This is a genomic window from Streptosporangium sandarakinum (assembly GCF_050942225.1).
GTDB classification, from domain to species: Bacteria; Actinomycetota; Actinomycetes; order Streptosporangiales; family Streptosporangiaceae; genus Streptosporangium; species Streptosporangium nondiastaticum.
In genome coordinates, this window is record NZ_CP192034.1 from 1111571 (window position 1) to 1133047 (window position 21477).

A 21477-nucleotide genomic window follows, 5' to 3' on the forward strand; every position below is an offset into this window, starting at 1 on the left:
CGCCGGACCGCGGACGCGGCCATGCTGGGCCGGGCGATTTCCGACTACCGGAGGACCGATCGTGGCCCTAGTGAGCGTCATCGTGCCCATCTACGACGTGGAACCGTACCTTGAGGCGTGCCTGGCGTCGGTGGCCGCGCAGACCTGGAGCGACATCGAGGTCGTCATGGTGGACGACGGCTCGCCCGACTCCAGCGCGGAGATCGCCGCCGCCTTCGCCGCCCGCGACGGGCGGTTCCGGCTCGTCCGGCAGGAGAACGGCGGCCTGGGCACGGCGCGCAACACCGGTGTCCGGCACGCCTCAGGCGAGTTCCTCGCCTTCCTCGACAGCGACGACCTGCTCCCGCCGACCGCGATCGAGACGATGGCGTGCGCCCTGCTGGAGAGCGGCTCGGACCTGGCGACCGGCAACGTGCTGCGCTTCAGCGGCCACGGGGTGCGCCAGTCGCCGATGCACCGGGCCATCTTCACCAGCCCGGCGAGGCGGACCCACGTCACCCGCGACGACATCCTGCTCAAGGACCGGCTGGTCACCAACAAGCTGTGGCGCCGCGCCTTCTGGGACCGCAACGACCTGCGCTTCCCCGAGGGGGTGCTGTGGGAGGACATCGCGGTCGCGGTGCCCGCGCACTTCCTCGCCGAGGCCGTGGACGTGCTGAGCGTCCCCGTCTACCTGTGGCGGGAACGCGAGGGAGAGAGCACCTCGATCACCCAGAACCGGGCGCACGTCAAGGGCGTCGAGGACCGCTTCGCCGCGGTCCGCTCGGTGCGGGACTTCCTCGTCCGGACCGGCCGCGCCCGCCACCTGCCCGCCTGGGACCGGATGGTCCTCGACAGCGACCTGCCCAACTTCCTGCAGGTGCTCGACCAGGCCGACGACGACTTCCGGCGGCGCTTCCGCGACCTGGCCCGCGCCTACCTGGAGGAGGCCGGCCCGAAGGTCCTCGCCTCCGTCCCCGCGCCGCGCCGCGTCAAATGGGAGCTGGTACGGCAGGACCGGGTGGACGACCTGCTGCGGGTGCTGGAGTGGGAGCGGACCGCCAAGGCGAACACCCGCGTCACCGGCGGCGGCGTGCGCGGCTACCACCTCAACTGCCCGGTGCCGCTGCCCGGGTCCGTCACCCGGATGCGCAAGGAGCTGGACCTGCGCCAGCGGGTGGACGAGCTGCGCCGGCAGGACGACCGGCTGGTCGTCGACGGCCGGATCTCGCCGCGTCACCTGCGCCCCCGCAAGCGGATCCAGCAGCACGTCGCCGCCTGGCTGGTCGAGGAGGACACCGGCCGCCGCGTCCGGCTCCGGGTGCGCAGGCGGCGCGGCCCGTCGCTGGTGGACACCGGCCCGCGGCGCCGTAAGGACTGGTGCGGGTTCCGTCTGGCGATCGACACGGCGGAGCTGCCCGCGGGCTCGTCATGGCGGGTCGAGCTGCGTGTCCTGCACCGCGGCCTGGTACGGCGCGCCACGCTGGGCCAGCCCGGGCCGGCCGCGCGGCGGCCGGTGTTCGCCGAGCACGACCGGGGGACGGCGGTGTGGACGGAGTGGACGGCCGCCGACGAGCTCAGGCTGCGGGTCGACCGCCCGGCCGCCCGGGTCACCGGGCACCGGGTGGTCGACGGCAGGCTGTGGATCAGCGGCCGGTGCGAGGACGACCTGGGCGCCGGCCCGCACCTGCGGCTCACCCGCCCCCAGGGCGGGCGTGACCGCCGCTACCCGATGATCATCTCGGACGGCGGGACGTTCGACGCGATGATCGACCTCGACGGGGTGCTGTCCGAGCGGTGGCCGGACCTGGACCCGTCGAGCCTGGAGATGAGCGCCCTGAACCCCGGGGCCGAGTGGCGCTTCGACGTCCTCCCCCAGGTGGGGCCCGCCCGGCCGCTGGTCGTCGACGACGGCGTGGAGCGCGGCCTGCACCGCAGGCACGGCCGCGACGTGGTGGTGAGCCGGTCGGCGTCGGGCGGGCTGGTGCTGCGCGAGCAGCGGCCGACCTTCCACGTCGAGCGGGTCTGGTGGAGCGAGCGGGGCCACCTGGAGCTCGCCGGCGCGCCGATGCGCCCGATCGACGGCCCGGCGTGGCTGGTCGTCACCTCGCGCGGCCGGTTCAGCGAGCGGCTGTTCCCGATCGACGGCGAGCGCGTCACCGTGACCCCCGAGGCGTCCGAGACCCTCGGAGGCCGCCTGCCGCTGCCGTCGGGCGCGCACGGCTTCACGGTCCGCACCGCCGCGGGCGACATGCGGGTGGAGTTCCACCAGGCCGAGCCGCTGGAGCACGCCACCGGCAACCGCACCTTCACCTTCGACACCGACCTGATGGCGGAGGCGGTGCTCACGGTCGGCGGCGACCTGGGCGCCGAGGGGCGGCCCAAGCAGCAGCGGCTGCTGCGCGAGGAGTTCTACCCCGCCCGGCGCGCCGAGCCGCGGCGGGACGCCGTCCTGTTCGACAGCCACGGCGGGCGGCAGTTCTCCGACAGCCCCCGGGCGATCTACGAGGAGCTGCGGCGGCGCGACGCGGACCTGGAGTTCCTGTGGTGCGTCCGCGACGGCCAGGTGGAGCTGCCCGAGGGGGTCACGCCGGTCCGGCGGTACGGGCGAGAGCACTACGAGGCGCTGGCCCGCTGCCGCTACGTCGTCACCAACGTCGACCTGCCCGGCTGGTTCGAGCGCCGCCCCGACCAGGTCGTGCTGCAGACCGGCCGCGGCACGCCGCTCAAGCGCGTCGGCTTCGACGTCGAGCGGATGCCGCTCGCCCGGCCCGACCACCACGAACGGCTGGCCTGGAAGGTCGCCCAGTGGAGCCACCTGGTCTCGCCGAGCCCGTGGTGCACCCCGGTCCTGCGGCGCGCCTTCCGCTTCGACGGGGAGATCCTGGAGACCGGCCTGCCCCGCAACGACGTCCTGCGGCACGGCGACGCCGCCCGGATCAGGGCGCGGCTCGGCCTGCCCGAGGGCCGCCGGGTCGTCCTGCACCTGCCGACCTGGCGCGACGACAAGCTCTACGCCAGGGGCCGCTACCGGCTGGACCTGCGGCTCGACCTCCAGCGGATGCACGAGGAGCTGGGCGGCGACCACGTGCTCCTGATCCGCCGCCACCCGAACGTGGTGGACCGGGTGCCCCGGGCCGGCGGGGACTTCGTCCGGGACGTCTCCGGCTACCCGGACGCCACCGAGCTGTACCTGGTCGCCGACACGCTGGTCACCGACTACTCGGCGGCGATGTTCGACTTCGCGGTGACCGGCCGGCCGATGGTGTTCCACGTCCACGACCTGGAGCACTACCGCGACGAGCTGCGCGGCTTCACCTTCGGCTTCGAGGCCGACGCGCCCGGCCCGCTGGCCCGCACGACCGAGGAGGTGACGGCGGCGATCAGGGGCGCCGCCGAGGCGGAGGCGAAGTACGCGGCGCTGTACGAGGAGTTCCGGGCGAGGTTCTGCCCGCTCGACGACGGCGGCGCGGCGGCGCGGGTCGTGGACCGCGTGTTCGGCTGACCGCGCGGGGCGCCCCCCGCGGCGGCGGGGGAGGGACGCGGGCCGTGTGTCCGGCCGGCCGGTCCGGTCCCTCCCTTTCCCAAAGCCGTGGATCTCAACGGCGCGGGACGGTCAAGAACTGGCATGGACATCGTCCGGTAGTTACAGAGCGTAGATGTGAAGCGACCATGTGTCGCCATGCTTGGACGCATGAGGGCCTATTCGTTGAACGACGTTCACGCGACCCGCAAACGAAGAGACTCCTGGTGGACGGTGTTCCTGGTCGATCCGGTGGCGTGCAGGCTCACCCTGTTCGTCGCCAACCGCACCTCCGTCACCCCCAACGGGCTCACTCGTCTGTCACTGGCCCTCGGGATGGGATCGGCGGCGTGCTTCGCGCTCGGACGGCTCGTGGCGGGGGCCGCGCTGTTCTACGTGAGCTTCATGGTCGACTGCATGGACGGCAAGATCGCCCGCCTCAAGGGGACGGGGACCGCCTTCGGCCTCTGGCTCGACTACGTCGGCGACCGCATCCGGGTCGTCTGCTGCGCCGGGGGGCTGGCGTTCGGGCAGTACACGGCGACGGGGGACCTGGCCTACATCCTGCTCGGCGCCGGCGTCGCCGTACTCGACCTGTTCCGCTACGTGAACGCACCGCAGATGAAGCGGGTGCGCGAGGTGGTCAGGGAGAACCGGGCCGAGCGCCAGGCCGAGCGCCAGGCCGGGTCCCACCCGCTGGAGTCCCGGCCGCCCAGGTCCGCCAGGAGACCCACGTTGCGCCGCAGGGCCGACCGGTTCCTCGCCCGGCACCGGGTGCGCAGCCACCTCATCAGCGGCATCGAGTTCCACGCGGCGGTGTTCGTGGTCGCCCCGCTCATCGGGGTGGTGGCCCTGCTGCCGGTGGTCGCCGTGGCAGGGGGACTGCTCCTGCTGAACGAGGTCTTCCTGATCCACCGAATGTGGCTTTTCGCCCGGGCGGTGCCCTCCGCACCGCGCCCGGAGAGCATGCAGCGCGTAGCTGTCTGATCATCTTCTACGGGGGTTCGTCGTCATGCAGTCAGACCGACCTGTGTTCGTCATCGGGTGCCCGCGCTCGGGCACCACCATGCTGCAACTCATGCTGCACTCGCATCCGCGCATCGCGGTGCCGCCCGAGACGAGGTTCGTGGTGCCCGGCTACTACCGCAGGTTCGTCTTCGGCGACCTGCGCGAATCGGGGAACCGGCGCCGGCTGGCCAAGTGGATCGTCAACGACAAGGACACCAAGTTCAAGGAGCTCAAGCTCGACGGCGACAAGCTGATCGAGGACATCGTCGCCGGCCCGCCGACGCTGGGCTCGGCGATGGGCATCGCCTTCCGCTCCTACGCCGAGCAGTACGGCAAGTCCCGCTGGGGCGACAAGCGGCCCAGCTACTACCACCACGTGGACCTGCTGCTGCGGCTCTTCCCCGACGCCCAGTTCGTCCACCTGATCAGGGACGGCCGCGACTGCGTGGCGTCGCTGAAGGAGATGCCCTGGTACACCAAGGACATCTTCCACGCGGTGGTCAACTGGGCCGAGGCCATCGACTACGGCCGCCGCCACGCGAAGAACCTCCCGGCCGACTCCTACTACGAGCTGCGCTACGAGAACCTGACGGCCGACCCCGCGACCGAGCTGGCCGGGCTGTGCGAGTTCCTCGGCGAGGACTACGACCCGGCGATGTGCGAGCCGTCCCACGTGGCCCGGGTGGCGATCCCGCAGCACAAGGTCTGGCACAGCAACACCCACGGCGAGGTGACCACCGCCCGGTCCGGTTCCTGGCGGACCCGGCTGGAGCCGTGGGAGATCTCGGTCTGCGAGACCGTGCTGGGCGAGCGGCTCCAGGCGTTCGGCTACGAGCCGTCCGGTGCCCCCAAAGCCGAGAAGGCGCACGTCGAGGCGTGCGAGAAGGCGGCGTCCAAGCGGCGCTGGGCACGCCGCCGCAAGGAGTTCCGCGACCGCGTCAACCGGCTCCGCGAGCCGAGCCCGGTGGCGGCGCAGCTCACCACCCGGCAGCTCGGCGAACTGGCGAAGGTCTGACCGATGGAATCCGACCGGCCGATCTTCATCGTGGGCTGCCCCCGCTCGGGCACGACGCTGCTCCAGCTCATGACGCACGCCCACCACCGCATCGCGATCCCCCCGGAGACCCGGTTCATGGTCACCGCCTACCAGCGGCGGCTGCACTTCGGTGACCTGGAGGACCCGGCGCGCAGGCGCGAGCTGGCCGAGTGGGTGGTCAACCGCCGCCAGTCCCGCTTCCACGAGCTGGGGCTGGACGGCGAGAAGGTCATCGAGGAGATCGTCGAGGGCCCGCCGACGCTGGGCTCGGCGCTGGGCACCGTGCTGCGCGCCTACGCGGCCCGGCACGGCAGGCCGCGCTGGGGCGACAAGCGGCCGTCGTACTTCCAGCACGTCGAGGTGCTGCTGCGGCTCTTCCCCGACGCGCAGTTCGTCCACCTGATCAGGGACGGCCGCGACTGCGTGGCGTCGCTGAAGGAGATGCCCTGGTACAACGGCACCGTCTACAGCGCGGTGGCGGCGTGGGCCGAGGCGATCGACTTCGCCCGGCACGGCGCCCCGAAGCTGCCCGCGGGCAGCTACCACGAGCTGCGCTACGAGGACCTCACCTCGGCGCCGGAGGCCCAGCTGCGCAGGCTGTGCGAGTTCCTCGGCGAGGACTACGACCCGGCCATGTGCGAGCCGCAGCGGGTGGCCGACATCGCCGTCCCGGAGCGCAAGACCTGGCACTCGCGCACCCACGACGAGGTGACCACCGCCAGGACGGGCTCCTGGCGCGACCGCCTCGATCCGTGGGAGGTGTCCCTGTGCGAGAGCGTCCTCGGCGAGCGGCTCCAGGCCTACGGCTACGAGCTCAGCGGGGCGCCCAGGACCGACGCCGCGCGGATGGTCGCCTACGAGCGCACCGCCGCCAAGCGGAAGCTGGCCCGGGTCAAGCGGGTGGCCTTCGACCGGCTGATCCGGCTCCGCGAGCCCAACCCGCTGGGCGCGCGGCTCACCTCGGCCCAGATCGTGCTGGCCGGGGTGCCCCAGCCGCGCACCGAACCCGTCTCGGTCAACGGGTGACCGGTACGGCCCGCCGCCATCCCGCCCGCGCCGCCGGCCGCCGGGTGCCCGGATCGGACGGCGGCCGGTCGATCGGTCAACGGGTGACCTGCGCGAACAGGGCCTCCCAGTGGTCCAGGATCCGCTCGGGGCGGAACGCCTCGACGTGGGCGCGGGCGGCGGCGCCCAGCCGCCGCCGCTCGTCCCCGGAGACCATCAGCCGGGCGAGCGCCGCCGCGAGGGCCGGCACGTCGGCGGGGGGACCAGCAGCCCGGTCCTCTCGTGGGCGACCAGCGACCGCACCCCGCCCGACACGTCGAACGCCACCGCCGGCACGCCGCAGGACGCGGCCTCGCCCACGACCAGCGGCAGCCCCTCGTGCTCGCTGGAGAGGGCCAGCAGCGACGCGGCGAGGTACTCGCGCTCCATGCCGGACGCGGGCACCACACCGCGCAGGACCACCCGGTCAGCCACCCCGCACGCCGCCGCGTGCCCGCGCAGCCGTTCCCGCTCCGCGCCGTCCCCGACCAGGTGCAGCTCCCACCGCCCGTCGGCGGCGCCGCCGACGGGCGGGTCGTGCGTCGCCGCCTCGCCGTACGACGGTCCGCAGGGACATCCGCCGTCCACGGCCCGGACGGCCTCGGCGAAGGCGGAGATCAGCCGGTCGAACCGCTTGACCCCCTCCAGCCTGCCCACCCCCAGCACCCGGCGGCCGTCCAGCCCGGAGGCCCGGTACGGCCGGCCGGGCAGCGGGTTGGGGATCGCCCACGTGTTGGGCAGCAGCGCCTGCTCGGCGAACCGCCGCGCGTCGTCCTCGCTGAGGAACACCGCCGCCTCCAGCTCGCCGTAGCGGTCGCCGACCGCCCGCAGGTGCCAGGAGCCCCGCGCGTGCTCGTAGGAGCCGTGGTACTGGCCGATCGGCAGCAGCCGATCCGGCAGCACGCCGGTGACCCGGGGCACCACGCCCGGCGAGGTGAGCACCGCGAAACCGGGCCCCGCCTGCCAGAACACCTCCCGCAGCCGCCGGCGCTCCCGCCGGGCGGCCACCCGGGAGATCCGGCCCGCGCCCGCCGGCGTCGCGTGGATCACGTGGTGGCGGTAGCCGGGCCGGTCCACGTATCGGACGGGCGCCTCGGCGCGGTGCAGCCCCACCACGTGCACGTCGTAGCCCCGGCCGGCCAGGCCCTGCGCCACCGTGTGGGTGACCCGCTGGATCCCGCCGAGCGTGTCGGCGTCCAGGCACGCGAACACCACCGACGTCACCGGCCCACCCCCCGAAGCCACGCCCCGGCCGCCCGGAACGGGCCGCTCCGAACCGTGAGCCGCCCGGGGCGGGGCGTCGGCGGGACGCCGAAGAAGGCGTCGACGACCCTCTCCGACGCGTGCCCCTTCTCCTCCGCGCACCACAGTGCGTGGAACTCCGCGTACCGGGCGGCGAACGACGCCGACACCGACGGCAGGTCCCGCAGGGCGTCCACCACCTCCCGCGTCGTGGTCAGGCAGGGTCCGGGGGCGATCGCGGGCAGGTCGTGGCGGACGCCCCGCTCCAGGCGCCGGTACTCGTCCCAGTCGTCGATCAGGAACAGCATCGGCCGCCCGGTGACGGCGTAGTCGCACATCAGCGACGAGTAGTCGGTCAGCAGCGCGTCCGAGGCCAGGATGAGGTCGTTGACCTCCCGATACGACCCGGCCGGGCGGACGAAGTGGCGCAGGTGCCGCGGCACGGTGTACCGCTCGACGGGGTGCGGGCGCAGCACCACCACCCACTCGCCGGCCAGCTCCCGGGCCATCAGATCCAGGTCGGCCCGGACCGACCGGCCGGAGAACAGGTCGTGGTCCCGGTAGGTAGGCGCGTACAGCAGCACCTTCCGCCCCGGCGGGATCTCCAGCTCGTCCCGCGTCCGCCGTACGGCCTCGTCGTCGCCGCGCACGAGCACGTCGCACCGGGGCGAGCCGTACCGCAGCACCGGGCCGCGGTAGCCGTTGGACGGCAGGAAGATCCGCTCGAACTCCGCGCTCGGCGAGACCAGCGCGTCCCACCGGGCCACCGCCGCCCGCCACCGCGCCCGCGGCCCGGGGAAGTCGGCCCGCAGGTCCGGGGCGTCGAAACCGACGGTCTTGATGCCCTGGCCGTGCCAGGTCTGCAGGTAGCGGGTGCCGACCGGCTTGGGGAAGTCCAGCGGCATGCCGTGGCTGTCCACCCAGTACCCCGCCCTGGCCATGGTCCACAGGTGGCGCCAGCTCAGCCGCCGCACCAGGCGCGCGCCGGCCGGGAAGTTCCGCCGGTTCCGCGCCACCGACCACACCATGGTGAACGGGGCCCGCCGCCGCAGCAGCTCCTCGTAGACGTAGCGGGGATTGCCGGTGCAGCCGGCGCCGACGTCCGACTCGAACAGCACCAGGTCCCGGCGGGGCGGGACCACCCTGACCAGGCACCGGTAGACGCCGAGCTTGACCCGCGGGGCCCCGGCCCGCCGGATCGCCCGCCGTACGGCCGCGCGACCGGCCCGCGCCACCCGGGCCGCGGGCCGCAGCGCGCTCCGCCTGCGGCGGCGCACCCGCAGGAACCCGGCCCGGCCCTCCATTCCGAGGACGACCGTGTACCAGAGGAGGGTGACGGTGACCGGCCCGGTTCCCGGGTCGGCGAGCAGCGGGCCGGCGGTGGACCGGCCGTCGGGGCGGACCACCACGACCCGCGGATCGTGGTTGAGCTCGCGGAACGCGCCGAGCACGCGGAGTCCGCGAAGTCCGCGGGGTCCCGTGCCGGGACGGTCGCGCCCGAGCGCGGCCAGGTCGACGGTCACCTCGCTGACGTGGACGCCGTCGTCCCGCCGCCGCGGGGACAGGCGTGTCCGGCGGCCCGCGACGTCGAGGTACGCGCGCCAGCCGGGATTGGCGGCCAGCACCCCGAACGGGTCGTAGGTGCGGATCGTCAGGGTGACCTCCGTACCCGTGCGACCGCCCGCGCCCGTCTCCGCGTCCTTGCCGGTGCCGGTCACGGTCGCCTCGTGGCGGAGCCGGGAGGCGCCGTACGGCAGCTCGGCCATCCGCAGCGCGGTGATGTCCATCTCCTCCGGAGGGATCGCCGCGCCCGGCTCCCGTTCCCCGGCCGGTGCGGCGGCGTCCGGTTCCCCGGCCGGCACCGGCTCCCCTGAAGAAGCCCGTTCGCGGCCCCCGCCGGATGTCCCGTCCGCCCCCGGCGGCCCGAAGGCCCAGTAGGTCCGCCCGTCCCGCCGTACGGCGAAGCGCGGCGGGACCTCCGGATCGCTGAGCGACCGGGCGGCGACCACCAGCTCGTCGGCCCGTCCGGTGACGATGAGACGGCAGCAGACCCGCACGACCGGGTCGATCCCCGCGAACTCCCGCGGCCCGAACTCCGCCAGGTAGGGGCCGACGACCGCGGCGAACTCCGCCGCCCACGCCGGATCGCGGCGGGGCAGCGGGTCGAGGTAGACCCGCAGGTCCTGCCGGAGGAACCGGCGCCGCCGGTCGGGAACCAGGTCGCCCAGGCCGTTCCCGCGCAGCACGTCGTCGCTGAGCCGGGCCGCCCGGACCCGGTGCCGGACGTTGTCCATGTCGGTGACGCGCAGCGAGATCGACGGCTTCCCCGGGTCGCCGGTGGGGACCCGGTGCCACAGGTAGACGACCCACGGCACCACGGCGAACCGGCGCGCCGCGCAGTACAGCTCGGCGCTGAAGACGTGGTCCTCGTAGTGCAGGTCCTCCCGGAACGGCAACCGCCGCAGCAGCTCGGCCCGGTAGAGCTTGTTGGTGCTGAAGGAGTCGAGGAACATCTCGGGCTCGCGGGCGATCCCCTCGACGGTCCTGCGCCGGGCGAACAGGTGCGGGTAGTAGGGGCGCGTCCGGCCGCTCGCCTCGTACAGCCGGGAGATCTGCCCGGTGACGAAGTCGGCGCCGGTCCGCTCGGCCTCCAGCAGCATGCTCTTGCAGGCGTGCCGGGTCAGCCGGTCGTCGCTGTCGAGGAACACCACGTGGCGGGCGCGGGCCGCCGCCACCCCCTGGTTGCGCGGCGCGCCGCAGCCGCCGCTGTTGACGTCGCGGCGCAGGTAGCGGACCCGGGCGTCCGCCCGCTGGAGCTCACGCGCCACCCGCTCGGTGCCGTCGGTGCTCGCGTCGTCCACGATGATCACTTCGATGTTCCGCAGCGACTGGCCGAGCACGGAACCCACGGCCCGGGGCAGGCGGGCGGCGTCGTCACAGGTGATGACGACCACGCTGCAGTCCGGCGGATTGATCACATTTCGAGATGTTCCCTGGACCGGGAGAGGGTTCGTCGGATTTGCGTATTGCGCACCGGAGTTTTTACCCGCGCCCGGCCGGCACCGTCCCGGGGGCCCGCCGGGTCCGCGGGGTCAGCGCCGGCCGAGGCCGAGCCGGTGGGCGACGCGCGTCATCAGCTTGGACATCCTGGAGGGGAACGCGTCGGGTCCGGGAACGGTGACGGGGCGGACGCGGCCGTTGTGAATGGCGCCGATCTTCCAGCCGGCTTCTGTCCGCACCACGACGATGGTCTGCCGTGACAGCCGCCGCCTGGGGAGCGTGGACCGCCAGGGCATCAGGACGGAGGCCGTGCCGTGCACGATCGCCACGTCCGGCGTGAGGTGGCGGACCGACTCCAGGTCGCCGACCAGCGCCGAGCCGGCCAGGACGCCGCGGAAGAGCTTGTCGTGGTTGTGCTGGTGGGCCCGGCGGCCGCGGGCGATGGTGCCGTCGTAGGAGACGTACTCGGAGTCGTCGGTGAACAGCGCGCCGAACGCCTGGGCGTCACCCGCCGTCCAGGCCGCCATGAAGTCGGTGAAGAGCTTTTCGATCTGGGCGGCGTCGCCGGTTCGCGTGCCGGAGGCGGATCCGGTGGGGGTGGTCGAGTGCATGGTGGTGCCTCCACGAGTGATATCTTCGTTTCGTTCAGCGAAATGTACGATAACAGAAAGATTCGAATGTCGAAACATGATGTCATCGGAGAGATCGCCATGGAGCTCCGGCGACTGCAGCAGAGCTTCGACGCCTTCGACGAGGCGGCAGCCGCCCGGCTCGGCCTCAACCGCACCGACCTGCGCTGCCTCGACGTGGTACTGGCCGAAGGCCCGGTGCCCGCGGGCCGGATCAGCGCCGCGCTGAAGCTGAGCCCCGCGGCCACCACCACGGTCATCGACCGGCTGGAACGCGCGGGCATGGTGGTCCGTTCCGCCGATCCGGGCAACCGCCGCCGCGTCCTGGTCACCGCGACCGACGCCGCCCGGTCGGCCGAGGCCGAGATCTTCGTCCCCGTCGGTCAGGCGGGTGCCCAGGCGTTGCGGAAGTACGGGCCGGACGAACTGGCCGTCATCCTCGACTTCCTGCGTACCGCCCGCGGGGTCCAGGAGGAGCAGGCCGCCCGGGCCAGGGCCGTGTCCTGAATCGGGGCCGGTGATGACGAGGCATCCTGTCCGTCCCGCGCCATGCCGCGGCGATATCCCGTTGCCCGTGCCCGCCGGGCACCGGATCATTCCGCCATGGAACTCAAGATCAGGCCCGGTGCTCCGGAGGACGTGGCGGCCGTGGAACGCGTGCGGGTGACGACGTGGCGAGCCGCCTACCGCGGCCTCATGCCCGACGACTACCTCGACGCGCTCGGAGTCGATCCGGACCGGGTGGTCCGGATGGAGCGGGGGCTGACCGACGCTCTGGCCGAAGGACGCACGCCGCTCGTGGTCGCCGAGACGGAGGGCGAGATCACCGGTTTCGTCAACTTCGGCCACTGCCGGGACGAGGAGATCGGCGGCGGAGAGGTCTTCTCCCTCTACGTGCTGCCCGAGGCGCAGTCCGCCGGACTCGGACGGGCCCTGCTGGCGGACGCGGTGACCCGGCTGCGCGCCGCCGGGCACGAGGAGATCGGCCTGTGGGTCGCGACCGGCAACGGCCAGGCCCGCCGCTTCTACGAGCGCTTCGGCTTCGTCCCGTCCGGTCGCACCGGCACCCATCCGCTGCCCGAGCCGTACCCCCCGATCGAGGACACCCACTACCGCCTCGCCCCGACGACGCCCGGCGACGCGTCGCTCCTGCCCTGAGGACCGTCCCGGGAAGCCGTCGATCCCCGGGAGGCAGGGGCCGCCCGCCGCGGGCCGGAAAGGTCACGCACCGGCACGGGGCGGGGCCGGACCCGGTGAGAACCGGGTCCGGCCCATCGGGAGACGGCAGGCATGACACGAACAGAATCGGCCGAGAGGGTGGAGGAGGACGGTGATGCGGAACTCATCCGTCGCTCGCACGACGATCCGGAGTGGTTCGCCGGGATCTTCGATCGCTACGTCCGGCAGATCCACCGTTACGCGGCCCGTCGGCTCGGCACCCAGGCGGCCGACGACATCGCGGCCGAGACGTTTCTGATCGCCTTCCGGCGGCGCGCGTCCTACGACCTGACGCAGCGGCTGGCCAGGCCGTGGCTGTACGGCATCGCCACCAGGCTGATCGCCAGGCACCGGCGCAGCGAGGAACGGTTCCTGAGGGCGCTGTGCCGTACGGGCCAGGACCCGCTGCCGGAACCGATGGCGGACACGGTCGTCGACCGTGTGGCGGCCCAGGAGAAGGACCGCGTGCTGGCGGGGGCGCTGGCGGCCCTGTCTCGGGGTGATCGCGACGTGTTGCTGCTGGTGGCGTGGGGCGACCTGTCGTACGAGGAGGTCGCCGAGGCGCTCGGCATCCCGGTGGGGACCGTGCGCTCGCGCCTGCACCGGGCCCGGAGGAAGACCAGGGCCGCCCTGGGAAATGACGATCCGACAAGACAGGACGCGTGATGGACGAGATCAAGGACTTTCGCGGTTCCACCCCTGTGATCACCCGCCGGGCGGAGGACGCGGCACGTGCCCGGTTGCTGCGGGCGATGCGCGAGCCGGCCCCCGCACCTCGCCGGCGTCTCATGCCCCGCCCGGTATGGCGCCTGGCCTTCGCCGCGTCGCTGTCGGTGGCCGTGGCCGTGGGAGGGGGCATCGCTCTCACGGGTGACGACGGCGGCCGATCGGTCCTCACCCCCGTGGCGAGCGTCCAGCAGCTCGGCGAGCGAGCCGCGAGAGCCGCGGCGACGAACCCCTACGAGACCGTTCCCTCTCCGGGCAAGTGGCTGTACGTCAAGGAGACGATCGCGCCGCTTCGCGAGGAACCCGAACCCGAGGTGGACCGGGACAAGCGGACCACCTTGGAGCTGTGGAACAGCGTGGACGGCAGGCAGACGGCCCTGGACGACGGCAAGGGCAGGCTCGTCATCCACGAGGCCGGTCCCGGCGTCACCGCCGCCGACCTGGCCGAGGCGCCCGTCACACCGGAGCGGGTGCTCGCCCGGATCAGGGCGGCCGTCGCCGAGACTCCCGCGCCGCCCGGCGATGACGTACCGGACGAGCAGCGGATCGTCGAGACGATCTCCCGGGTCATGAACGAACAGGCGCTCGAACCGGAAGTGCGGGCCGCGCTGTTCCGTGCACTGCCGATGATCGAAGGCGTGTCGGTCAAGCAGGACGCGGTGGACGCGGCCGGCCGGCACGGGGTCGCGTTCGCCTACACGGGGCGGTGGGAGCGCTTCGAGATCATCCTGAATCCGGAGGAGTACACCTATCTGGGGACGTACGGCGAGACCGTCGCCACCCGCACCTACACCACCCCCGCCGGAACACGCGAGGTCAAGGCGGGTACCCCCGTCGTGTGGACCGCGCATCTGCGGGCCGGGATCGTCGACGAGCCGGGCGAACGGCCGTAGAGGTGTGCGGCTGAGAACCCGGAAAGGGGTGAAAAATCCGGGAAGGGGGCGGTGGGTGAAGGGCAAGAAGAGACGTCCTGTCCTTCCGGCAAGGGAGACCCTTGCATGATCACCGTCCCCGACGCCGCGTCGGTCGCCGACCCCGAGCGGTTCGGCGCCGTCTTCGACGCGCACTACGAGGAGATCCGCCGCTACATCGGACGGCGGCTCGACCTCGACACCGCCGAGGACCTCGCCGCCGAGACCTTCCTCATCGCCTTCCGCCGCCGCCACCGGTTCGACCCCGCCCGGGGCGGGGTCCGCCCCTGGCTGTACGGCATAGCCACCAACCTGATCGGCCGCCACCGCCGGGCCGAGGTACGGCGTTACCGGGCCCTGGCCAGGACCGGCCCGCCACCCGACGACGACGGCCACGACCAGCGGATCGCCGACCGCGTGACGGCGGGGGTGACGGTCGGCCGGCTCTCGGGGGCGCTGGCGGGCCTGTCGAAGGGCGAGCGCGACGTGGTGCTGCTCGTCGCGTACGGCGGGCTGACCTACGACGAGGTCGCCCAGGCCCTCGGGGTCGCCTACGGCACCGTGGCCTCACGGCTCAGCAGGGCCAGGAACAAGCTGCACACGTCGCTCGGGACGGAGGTCCGATGAATGATTTCAGGCTCGTCGACGCGGTGATGCCCGACGTCACGCCGCCCGACCCGGCGAAGGTCGCCGAGGCGAGGGCGCGAGTGCTGGGCGGTCGGAAACCCCGGAGGGTCCCCCGGTGGGCCGGGGTGCTGGTGGCGGCGACCGCGACCGTCGCGGTCATCGGCACGGTCACGGTCGTCCCGAGGCTCGGCGGCGACCCGGCCGGGCAGGCCGTCACGATGACGCGGGCGAGCGCCGGTGAGGTGCTCGCCGCCGCCGCCGACCGGCTGGCCCGGCGGCCGGAGGCGACCGGCCGCCGGTACTGGCGCGGGGAGACGGAGCACTCCAACCGGGTACGGGTCAGCGTCGCGGGGCACACGTTCCTCGTCGAGGAACGCGGCGGACAGGTCCTGTGGGTGGGACCGGGCCGGAAACGGGTCATCGTGGCCAGCGGGCTCGGCACCCGGCCGGTGACCGCCGCCGACCGGGCCGAGTGGAAGAAAGCCGGCTCGCCCCGGCTCTGCGGCTCGGACACCGACTGCGAGAACGACATGCTCCCCGCCGGGAAGACGCGGTACATCGTCACCGACGCGGAGGAGGTGCTCCAGCGGGCGACCCTGGAGCTCAGCGCGCGGGAGATCCGCGACCTTCCCCGCGACCCCGCGGCGCTGAGGGAGAGGCTCCTGTCGTACTGGCCCGCCGAATGGAAGGCCAGGAAGAAGGACGTGCCCGCACAGGTGGTGCGGGCGGAGGCCGCCGAGCGGGACGACTGGCTGTGGAGCATCGGCGAGAGCCTCCTCCTGGACACCCCGGCCACGCCGGGGACCAGAGCGGCCGTCTACCGCATGCTCGCCGGGCTGCCCGGGGCCCGGGTCGTGGACGGGATCCGGGACGCCGACGGACGGGTGGGGGTGGCCGTCCTGCGCGGGGGCGGGCCCGGCGAGCCGGAGAAGCAGCTCGTGATCGACCGGGAGACGGGCGACCCGCTGGGGGTTCGGGAGGTGCCGCCCGCCCCGGCCACCGGCCGGAAGACCCTTCCGGGGACCGGCGTGTACTCCAGGGTGGTCAAGCGGCTCGGCTGGACCGACGACGAACCGGCCGTTCCGAAGGGCTGTGATCCGGACAGCGGGAAGGGGTGCCTGCGCTGAGCCGATCGTCTGCACCGTGGGCGACACCGTGAGAGACGGAGCGGAAGGGGCACGAGCAGGCGGGCGGGTCAGCGGCGGCGCAGGGCCCTGCGGGTCAGCCAGGCCGCGACCGCCAGGCCCGCCACGGCCCCCAGCAGCGGGGCGGCACGTCTGAGCAGGGGGATGCCGGCGATCTCCATCAGGTCGAGGGCCTCCTCGTCCGCGGTGAGGGAGGTCCGGGAGGTGCCGGCCGGGTGGGTGTCCCGGCCGGCGGCCCGCTCGGCCCCGGCCGGTGAGAGCTCCGTGACCGGGGCCAGGTTCTCGGAGGCGCCGGCCGTCTCCGGCGTGTCAGCTCTCTCCGGCTCCCTGGAAGCCTCGGATCCCTCGGGCGTCTCGGTCGGGGAGGGCACGGCGGCGAGGTGGCGGGGCGACTCCTTCCGGCCGTCGGCGGCCCGATAGGCCGTGGCCTGACCGTTCGCCTCGGGGGTGCCGGCCCTGCCCTGCCCGTCCGTCCGCGGTGTTCCGGCCGTGCCCTGGCCGTTCGCCTCGGGGGTGCCGGCCGTCCGGCCGGGCGGGGCCTGCGCCGGGACGGCGGACTCCGGTGCGGGGATCGGCGGCAGGGGGACGGTGTCCGCCGTGGCGGGCCCCGTCTCACCGGCCTCCAGCAGCGCGGCGAGGTTGGCCGCGAACCTGTCGATCAGCTTGGCACCGACCTCGCCCATCATGCCCCGGCCGAACTGCGCGGGGCGGCCGGTCACCTTGAAGGAGGTCTCGACGGTGACCCGGGTGGCCGAACCGGCCGTGCCTCCGGATTCCACCGAACTCGCCGAACCCGCGGCGACCTCCTCGGAGCCCGCCGTGCCCGCCGTCCCCTCCGCGCCCGGTCGTCCGGGGCCTCCGGCGTCATCGGGGCGCAGTCGCGCGGTGACCGTCGCGTTCGCCGTGCCGGAGCCGCGGGCCTCCCGGCCCGAGGCCCGCAGGGCCAGGGTCCGGGCGTTCTCGTCCACGTTCTCGAACGCGGCCTCTCCCCGGTAGGTCACCGTGATCGGCCCGACCTTCACCTTCATCCGGCCGGTGAAGGAGTCGCCCTCCGCCTTCTCCAGTGCGGCCCCGGGCAGGCACGGCGCGATCCGCTCGACGTCGAGCAGCACGGACCACGCCTGCTCGACGGGAACCGGAACGGTGAACTCGTGCTCGAACCGCATCGCCATCGATCCACTCCTCGTCACCGGACCAACCTGGACCAACCGAACAACCGCATCAATCGCACCGGCCGGATCCGCCGTTCTCCGGTTCGGTGCGGACCTTCCCGCATCGGACCGGCGGCTTCCACCCATTTGTCTGCCCCATCCGCCGGGAGACGAACTCCCGGCGGATGGAACACGAACCCCAGCCGCCGGGGGGCGAACCCTCGCCCATCGGCACGCGAACCCCACCCGCCGGAAGGCGAACCCCACCCGCCGGGCGACGGACTCCCCGGTGGCTCAGCCGAGCGCGGCTCCGACCGCCCGGCGGGTCAGCACCCGGGCCAGATGGCGGCGGTAGTCGGGCCGGGCGTGCAGGTCGGCCGGGGGCGAGGTGCCGGCGTCCGCCTGGGCGCAGGCATCCCGGAGCGGGTCGCTCCCGTTGGAACCGGAGGGGGAGGGGGCGACGCCGCGCAGTGCGGCCTCGGTCACCCGGGCCCGCACCGGGGTCGGGCCCATGTTGGTCAGCCCGATCCGTGCCTCCTCGATCGTCCCGCCGTCGCCGCGCCGTACGGCCGCCGCCACACCGACGGTCGCCCACGCCTGGGCGGTCCGGTGGAACTTCTCGTAGTGGAAGCCCCAGCCGGACCCGAGCTTGGGCACCCGGACGCCGAGCAGCACCTCGCCCGGTTCCAGCGCCGGCTCCAGGTAGTCGACGAAGAACTCCGCGGCCGGGATCTCCCGCTCGCCGTCGCTCGACCGGACGACGAACACGCAGTCCAGCGCGAGGGCGACGGCCGGCAGGTCACCGGCCGGGTCGGCGTGGGCCATCGACCCTCCGAACGTGCCGCGGTGCCGTACGGCGGGGTCGGCCACCGTGGCGGTGGCCAGCGCGACCAGCGGGACGTGCTCGCGCACGACGCCGGAGCGCATCACCTCGTCGTGCGTGGTGAGCGCCCCGATGTACACGTGGTCGCCGCGGTCCGCCACGCCGCGCAGCTCGGGCAGCCGCCCGAGGTCCACCAGCGCGGACGGGTAGGCCAGCCGCAGCCGCAGCAGCGGCAGCAGGGACTGGCCGCCGGCCAGCACCTTGACCTCGTCGCCCGCCGTCTCGGCGTCGGCGAGGACCCGGCAGGCGTCCTCCACCGACGCGGGCCGGATGTAGTCGAACGGCGCGGGGATCACCGGGCGCCTCCCTCGGGTGCGATTTCGGACGTGGACGGCACGGCGGCCCGGGACTGCGCCGGAACGGTCACCTCAGCCTCGGCGAGCGCCCGCCAGATCCGTTCCGGCGTGCACGGCATCCGCACGTCGCGCACGCCGTACGGGCGCAGCGCGTCGGCGATCGCGTTGACCACGGCCGGGGTCGAGGCGATCGTCCCGGCCTCGCCGACACCCTTGACGCCCAGCGGGTTGCTCGTCGCCGGGGTCTCGGTGCGGTCGGTGGTGAACTCCGGCAGGTCCGCCGCGGACGGGATGAGGTAGTCGGCCATCGTCGTGGTGACCAGGTTGCCGTCGGCGTCGTGGACGGCCTCCTCGAACAGCGCCTGGCCGACGCCCTGCGCGATGCCGCCGTGCACCTGGCCCTCGACGATCAGCGGGTTCACCACCGAGCCCACGTCGTCCACGGCGACGTACGACCGGATCGCGCACCGTCCCGTCTCGGTGTCCACCTCGACCGCGCACAGGTGGGTGCCGTGCGGGAAGGAGAAGTTGTCCGGGTCGAAGGTCGCCTCGGCGTCCAGCCGGGGCTCGAAGCCGCCGGGCAGGTCGTGCGCGGCGAAGGCGGCCAGCGCCAGCTCCTGGATGGTCCGCCCCTCGTCGGTCCCGCGAACCCGGAACCTCCCGCCGTCGAACTCGACGTCGTCGGCGGACGCCTCCATCAGGTGCGCGGCCAGCTCGCGGGCCCGCTCCTTGACCTTCTCGCAGGCGGCGAGCACGGCGACGCCGCCGACGACCAGCGAGCGGGAGCCGTAGGTGTCCATGCCCCGGTGCGCGACGGAGGTGTCGCCGTGCAGCACCGAGACGTCCTCGAACGGCACGCCCAGGGCGTCGGCCGCGATCTGGCTCCAGGCCGTCTCGTGCCCCTGTCCGTGCGGGCTGGTGCCGGTGACGACCTCGACCTTGCCGGTGGGCAGCAACCGGACCGCTGCGTGCTCCCAGCCGCCCGCGCCGTAGCTGAGCGAGCCGAGCACCCGTGACGGCGCCAGCCCGCACATCTCGGTGTAGGTGGAGACGCCGATGCCGAGCTGAACCGGGTCGTGCCGCTCGCGCCGGTCGGCCTGCTCGGCCCGGAGCCCGTCGTAGCCGAACATGGCCAGCGCCTTCTCGGTCGCGGCCTCGTAGTCGCCGGAGTCGTAGGTGAGCCCGGCGATCGTGGTGTACGGGAACTCCTCGCGGGTGATCCAGTTGCGGCGCCGTACCTCGACGGGGTCCATGCCGAGCTCGTGGGCCAGCTCGTCCACGGCCCGTTCGATGGCGAAGGTCGCCTCGGGGCGGCCGGCGCCCCGGTAGGCGTCGGTCGGCATCTTGGTGGTGAAGACGCCCGTGCAGGTGAAGTCGTAGGCGTCCATCTTGTAGATGCCGTTGTACATGAACGCGCCGAGCAGCGGCACGCCCGGCGTGACCAGCATCAGGTAGGCGCCCATGTCGGCGAGCAGCTCCACCCGCACGCCCCTGATCCGCCCGTCGCGGTCGGCGGCGACGGCGATCCGCTGGAGCTGGTCGCGGCCGTGGTGCACGGTGAGGTTGCCCTCCGAGCGGGACTCGGTCCACTTCACCGGCCTGCCGAGCCTGCGGGCCAGCAGCAGGGCGAGCACCTCCTCGGCGGTGACCTGGAGCTTGGACCCGAAGCCGCCGCCCACGTCGGGGGCGACCACGCGCAGCTTGTGCTCGGGGATGCCGGTGGTCATCGCCAGCATGACGCGCAGCACGTGCGGGATCTGCGTGGCGGAGTAGAGGGTGAAGCCGTCGCCGTCGGTGGTCGCGACGACCGCCCTGGGCTCCATCGCGGTCGGGATGAGGCGCTGCTGGACGTAGGCGCGGTCGATCACCACGGGGGCGTCGCGGAACGCCGCGTCGATGTCACCCCCGGCGAACTTCCAGGTGAAGGCCCGGTTTCCGGCCTCGTGGACCTTCGGGGCGCCCTCGGCGAGCGCCTCGGTCATGTCGAGCACCGGGTCCAGCGGCTCGTAGTCGACCGCGATGGCCTCCAGCGCGTCGGCGGCCCGGTACCGGTCGGTGGCGACCACGCAGGCCACCGCCTCGCCGGGGTAGCGGACCTCGTCCACCGCCATGGGCGGGTGGTCGGGGATGACGATGTCCTCGGTGACCGGCCAGGCGCACGGCAGGCTGCCCTGCTCCTCGGCGAGGTCGCGGCCGGAGTAGGCGGCGACCACGCCGGGCAGGGAACGCGCGGCGGAGACGTCGACGCCGGTGATCCTGGCGTGCGCCATGGGGCTGCGCAGGAACGCCACGTACAGCATGCCCGGGAGCTGGATGTTGTCGGTCCACATGGTCCGGCCGGTGACGAGCCGGGCGTCCTCCTTGCGCCTGCGCGCCCGGCCCATCTCGCGCTCGGCGGAGGGCTCGCTCACCTGACCGCTCTCGGCGATCCGCCCGGCGACCAGGCCGGCGTCGAGTTGCTCGGTCATGACGCGGCCGCCTCCCGACCCTCCGCGGCGCCCGGCGCCCGCTCATGCGGCACCCGCGACATCTCCGCCGCGGCGCGCCGTACCGCCCGGACGATGTTGGTGTAACCGGTGCACCGGCACAGGTTGCCCTCCAGGCCCCGGCGGACGGCCTCCTCGGAGGGGTCGGGGTCGTCGCGGAGCAGGTCGATCGCCGCCATGATCATGCCCGGGGTGCAGTAGCCGCACTGCAGGGCGTGCTCGGCGTGGAAGGCCTCCTGCATGGGGTGCCACCGGCCGTCCCGCGCCAGGCCCTCGACCGTGACGACCTCACTCCCGTCAGCCTGTACGGCCAGCACCGAGCAGCTCTTGGCGCTGCGGCCGTCGAGCGTCACCGTGCAGGCGCCGCAGTTGCCGGTGTCGCAGCCGACAGGGGTCCCCGTCTTGCCGAGGCGGTCTCTGAGCAGGTGGACGAGGAGGAGGCGCGGCTCGACCTCCTCCTCGTAGGTGACTCCGTCGACGCTGACGGTGATCCGGGGCATACGTCCTCCAGGCAGCCCCTGGCGGGGCGGGAGAGATGGAAGCCGACATGAGTGAACGTACGCCCCTGTCCTG

The 21477-nt window shown here is 73.6% G+C and carries 18 protein-coding genes; 10 read left to right on the forward strand and 8 right to left on the reverse strand.

All coding sequences use genetic code 11. From position 1 onward, the window contains the following. Positions 1–70 precede the first annotated feature (70 nt). The 4 genes from ACQP10_RS05420 to ACQP10_RS05435 all read left to right on the forward strand — a co-directional run bounded on the left by ACQP10_RS05420 (position 71) and on the right by ACQP10_RS05435 (position 6572). Positions 71–3484, forward strand: coding sequence for a bifunctional glycosyltransferase/CDP-glycerol:glycerophosphate glycerophosphotransferase (locus ACQP10_RS05420; protein WP_433540978.1), 3414 nt, complete (start codon positions 71–73; stop codon positions 3482–3484). Positions 3485–3673: 189 nt separating this feature from the next. Then, the gene (locus tag ACQP10_RS05425) at positions 3674–4489 is read left to right on the forward strand and encodes a CDP-alcohol phosphatidyltransferase family protein (RefSeq protein WP_433540979.1); all 816 of its coding nucleotides are present in this window, start codon (positions 3674–3676) and stop codon (positions 4487–4489) included. 25 nt (positions 4490–4514) lie between these two features. Next, positions 4515–5525, forward strand: a complete 1011-nt coding sequence (locus ACQP10_RS05430; RefSeq protein ID WP_346021784.1) for a sulfotransferase family protein — start codon at positions 4515–4517, stop codon at positions 5523–5525. Between the two features lie 3 nt (positions 5526–5528). Further along, positions 5529–6572: a sulfotransferase family protein gene (locus ACQP10_RS05435; RefSeq protein WP_362746679.1), complete on the forward strand. Its 1044-nt coding sequence runs from the start codon at positions 5529–5531 to the stop codon at positions 6570–6572. Between the two features lie 76 nt (positions 6573–6648). Here the strand turns inward: ACQP10_RS05435 and ACQP10_RS05440 are convergent, their stop codons facing one another. The 4 genes from ACQP10_RS05440 to ACQP10_RS05455 form a co-directional block, all read right to left on the reverse strand. Next, positions 6649–6801 (reverse strand): hypothetical protein, encoded by a 153-nt coding sequence (locus ACQP10_RS05440; protein ID WP_433540980.1) that lies wholly within the window; start codon positions 6799–6801, stop codon positions 6649–6651. Continuing rightward, positions 6768–7814: a glycosyltransferase gene (locus ACQP10_RS05445; RefSeq protein WP_433540981.1), complete on the reverse strand. Its 1047-nt coding sequence runs from the start codon at positions 7812–7814 to the stop codon at positions 6768–6770. Before ACQP10_RS05445 ends, ACQP10_RS05440 begins: the two co-directional genes overlap by 34 nt. Beyond that, positions 7811–10810: a bifunctional glycosyltransferase/CDP-glycerol:glycerophosphate glycerophosphotransferase gene (locus ACQP10_RS05450; protein WP_433540982.1), complete on the reverse strand. Its 3000-nt coding sequence runs from the start codon at positions 10808–10810 to the stop codon at positions 7811–7813. Before ACQP10_RS05450 ends, ACQP10_RS05445 begins: the two co-directional genes overlap by 4 nt. A 114-nt stretch (positions 10811–10924) precedes the next feature. After that, positions 10925–11443: an SgcJ/EcaC family oxidoreductase gene (locus tag ACQP10_RS05455; protein WP_346021787.1), complete on the reverse strand. Its 519-nt coding sequence runs from the start codon at positions 11441–11443 to the stop codon at positions 10925–10927. Between the two features lie 66 nt (positions 11444–11509). On the opposite strand from ACQP10_RS05455, the gene ACQP10_RS05460 reads away from it, so the two are divergent. The 6 genes from ACQP10_RS05460 (at position 11510) to ACQP10_RS05485 (ending at position 16070) form a co-directional block, all read left to right on the forward strand. Next, the gene (locus ACQP10_RS05460) at positions 11510–11968 is read left to right on the forward strand and encodes a MarR family winged helix-turn-helix transcriptional regulator (protein ID WP_346021788.1); all 459 of its coding nucleotides are present in this window, start codon (positions 11510–11512) and stop codon (positions 11966–11968) included. Between the two features lie 96 nt (positions 11969–12064). Continuing rightward, entirely contained in the window at positions 12065–12619 is a 555-nt protein-coding gene (locus ACQP10_RS05465) for a GNAT family N-acetyltransferase (RefSeq protein ID WP_346021789.1), read from the forward strand. A 132-nt stretch (positions 12620–12751) separates the two neighbouring features. Further along, on the forward strand, positions 12752–13345 hold the full coding sequence (locus ACQP10_RS05470; protein WP_346021790.1) for an RNA polymerase sigma factor: 594 nt from the start codon (positions 12752–12754) through the stop codon (positions 13343–13345). Then, positions 13345–14298 (forward strand): CU044_5270 family protein, encoded by a 954-nt coding sequence (locus tag ACQP10_RS05475; protein ID WP_433540983.1) that lies wholly within the window; start codon positions 13345–13347, stop codon positions 14296–14298. The genes ACQP10_RS05470 and ACQP10_RS05475 overlap by 1 nt, the downstream gene beginning before the upstream one ends. Positions 14299–14403: 105 nt before the next feature. Then, entirely contained in the window at positions 14404–14943 is a 540-nt protein-coding gene (locus ACQP10_RS05480) for an RNA polymerase sigma factor (protein ID WP_179819591.1), read from the forward strand. Continuing rightward, complete coding sequence (locus tag ACQP10_RS05485; protein ID WP_179819590.1) at positions 14940–16070, forward strand: CU044_5270 family protein; 1131 nt, start codon at positions 14940–14942, stop codon at positions 16068–16070. The genes ACQP10_RS05480 and ACQP10_RS05485 overlap by 4 nt, the downstream gene beginning before the upstream one ends. A 68-nt stretch (positions 16071–16138) precedes the next feature. Here the strand turns inward: ACQP10_RS05485 and ACQP10_RS05490 are convergent, their stop codons facing one another. The 4 genes from ACQP10_RS05490 to ACQP10_RS05505 form a co-directional block, all read right to left on the reverse strand. After that, the gene (locus ACQP10_RS05490) at positions 16139–17260 is read right to left on the reverse strand and encodes an SRPBCC domain-containing protein (protein WP_433540984.1); all 1122 of its coding nucleotides are present in this window, start codon (positions 17258–17260) and stop codon (positions 16139–16141) included. Positions 17261–17533: 273 nt separating this feature from the next. After that, positions 17534–18418, reverse strand: a complete 885-nt coding sequence (locus tag ACQP10_RS05495) for an FAD binding domain-containing protein (RefSeq protein ID WP_346021794.1) — start codon at positions 18416–18418, stop codon at positions 17534–17536. Continuing rightward, a complete protein-coding gene (locus ACQP10_RS05500; RefSeq protein WP_179819588.1) occupies positions 18415–20886 on the reverse strand; it encodes a xanthine dehydrogenase family protein molybdopterin-binding subunit in 2472 nt (823 codons plus the stop codon). The genes ACQP10_RS05495 and ACQP10_RS05500 overlap by 4 nt, the downstream gene beginning before the upstream one ends. Next, positions 20883–21404, reverse strand: coding sequence for a (2Fe-2S)-binding protein (locus tag ACQP10_RS05505; protein ID WP_179819587.1), 522 nt, complete (start codon positions 21402–21404; stop codon positions 20883–20885). Before ACQP10_RS05505 ends, ACQP10_RS05500 begins: the two co-directional genes overlap by 4 nt. Positions 21405–21477: the final 73 nt, after the last annotated feature.